The 2,383-nt window shown below is 70.9% G+C and carries 1 protein-coding gene and 2 pseudogenes; 1 reads left to right on the plus strand and 2 read right to left on the minus strand.

Annotated features, from left to right (window positions below; all coding sequences use genetic code 11):
- Both SSQG_RS42515 and SSQG_RS06185 read right to left on the minus strand, forming a co-directional pair.
- A pseudogene (locus tag SSQG_RS42515) lies at positions 1–109 on the minus strand (NUDIX hydrolase); the annotation flags it as partial.
- Positions 110–156: 47 nt separating this feature from the next.
- Positions 157–966, minus strand: coding sequence for a M15 family metallopeptidase (locus tag SSQG_RS06185; RefSeq protein WP_003988865.1), 810 nt, complete (start codon positions 964–966; stop codon positions 157–159).
- Between the two features lie 207 nt (positions 967–1,173).
- Between SSQG_RS06185 and SSQG_RS06190 the strand changes: the two are divergent.
- A pseudogene (locus SSQG_RS06190) lies at positions 1,174–2,383 on the plus strand (EAL domain-containing protein); the annotation flags it as partial.

Here is a 2,383-nt window from a genome sequence, read left to right on the forward strand (position 1 = left end):
CGGGGCAGGTGCGGGGCCAGCCGGAGACGCCCTCTCCGTAGGGCGTGCCGCAGCTCGAACAGTGGGAGCCCGGCGCGGAGTTGGAACTGGAGTGCTGAGTTTCGGACACGCGGCGGACTGTAGCCGATCACGGAGAGGGCGTCGCGAGCGGGCCGGTCAGTGGTGGCCGGTGAGCGACTTCCTGGACACGGGGAAGTCGAAGTAGGTGTCCGGGTAGGGCTCCGGCTTGAAGGTGTAGTGCCACCACTCCTCTGCCAGGTTCACGAAGCCGAGGTCTTCCAGAGTGTTCTTGAGCAGCAGCCGGTTGGCGCGCTGTTCGCCCTGGATGCGCGGGTCGAGGGTCTGCGAGAGGGTGTCGAAGCAGTCGAAGCCGGTGCCCATGTCGACGGAGGTGTCGGGGAACCGCTCGTCCTTGGGCGCGAAGCACGGCACGAGGGGCTCTCCGGGGTGGTACGGCCTGGTGGGCTTCGCCGGGAGCTTCACGAGGGTGAGGTCCAGGGTCGATCCACGGCTGTGGCCGGACTTCTCGGCGATGTAGCCGTCGGCGAACAGGCGGGTCTTGTCGACGTTCGGGTAGAACTCGCCCTTCATCGCCTGGTCGTCGAGGTCCTTGGCCCAGCGGACGAAGTGGTCCACAGCGCGCTGCGGCCGGTAGCAGTCGTACACCTTGAGCGTGTAGCCCTGGCGGAGCAGCTTCCGCTGGGCCTTGTGGAGGGCTTCGGCGGCGGGTCGGGTGAGGACGCAGATCGGCTGGGCGTAGCCGTCGACGCGTTCGCCGACGAAGTTGTGGGGCGTGAAGTAGCGCATCTCCTGAATGATCGTCGGGTCCACGCTTCTGAGGGCCACGAAGTTCTCGGGCGCCTTGGGCTCGGTCCTGGCCTGCGCGGGGGCGGTCGGGGCGGTCGCTGCCAGCAGGGCGGCGAACGCGGTGATCAGGCCGCGTGCCACGGTGGTGAGTCGTGTCATGGCCCTTGCGTCTATCAGGAGACGGTCGCGCCGGGGAAGGGAAGCTCGGAACCAGTTGACGCTGACAGGCTCATGACGCACCGTCAGCTCATCGTGAAGCGGGTCGTGACGGCACCTGTTCGTACGCTGTGTGATCGCGCAGGAACGTTGCGTGAACGAATCATGAACCTGCGCTCGGTCGTGCGCCCGTGGAGTCATCATGCTCCCGTGCACTCCTGGACGGACACTCTCCGCTTCGCCTTCCAGCCGGTGGTCAACCTGACGACCGGCGTGGTCGCGGGGCTGGAGATACTCGCCCGCCCGGAGACCGGCGACATCCTGGCGCAGGCCCGCCGGGATCCGGAGCTCGACAGCCGGCTGGCGGTGTCGGCGGTCCGCACGGCGGTGCGCAAGGAGACCCTGCTTCCGTTGTTCGTCAACGTGTTCGCCGGCACGCTCGCCGACCTCGGCGGGATCCCTTCGCTCCATGACGCCGTGCGCGAGGCGGGGCGGCTTCCCTGGGAGGTGACGGTCGACATCTGTCCGCCGTACACGCATGTGCCGCAACAGGGCTTGCTGGAGGCGGTGTCCGCGCTGCGCGGCCAGGGCTTCCGTATCTGTGCGGACGGCGTCGGGGACGGGGACGTGCCCGTGCGGCTGCTGTCGGATCTCGCGCCCGACCTGATGAAGCTGGACGCGTCGCTGCTGGCGCGGCCCGCGGTGGTGCGGTCGATGCGGACGCTGTGCGACGAGCTGCGGGCGCTCCTGGCGGTCGAGGGCGTGGAGACCGAAGGCCAGTGCGCGGCGGCGCTCGCCGCCGGAGCGCAGCTGGCGCAGGGCGAGCTGTTCGCGCCGCCGGCGCGGCTGCCCGCCGCGGACGTCTATGTTCCGCCCCGCTCCCCCGGCGATGTGGCCGTGCCCCGGTCGGGGCCCTCGGTGCGGGAGTTCGTGCGCCCCGCGGCATTGCTGCCCGCCGCGGCCTCCGCGGGACAGGTGCGGGCCCTGCTGACCGGATCGCCGGACGTGTCCGGAGTGCTGCTCGTGGACCGGGCCGGGGTGCCGGTCCGGTCGGTGCACCGGTCCCGCTTCCTGCTGTCGTTGTCGGGGCGCTACGGGCATGCCCTGTACGCCGACCGGCCCGCGGCGAAACTCGGTGACCCGCCGCGCACGGTGGGCATCGACGCCACCGCCTGGGAGGTCCTGGACGTGGTGGCGGTCGGCGACCGGGACCGCACGTCGGACGATGTGGCCGTCGTGGACGCGTACGGGCGGTGTGTGGGCGTCGTACGGCTCGCGGACCTCGTGCGGGCGCTTGCCGAGACGCGGGTGGAGGAGGCGGCGGGGCTCAATCCGCTGACCCGTCTGCCCGGCTCGGACGCGATCACCGCAGAGGTGGGACCGGCGGATCGCGGCCGGGTGGGCGTTCGCGCTGAGCTGG

Origin of the sequence: Streptomyces viridochromogenes DSM 40736, from assembly GCF_000158955.1 — a bacterium.
GTDB classification, from domain to species: domain Bacteria; phylum Actinomycetota; class Actinomycetes; order Streptomycetales; family Streptomycetaceae; genus Streptomyces; species Streptomyces venetus.

What these genes read in the sequence shown, in the direction of transcription:
- SSQG_RS06185 (WP_003988865.1), bottom strand. Translation starts at nt 966, where the DNA reads ATGACACGACTCACCACCGTGGCACGCGGCCTGATCACCGCGTTCGCC.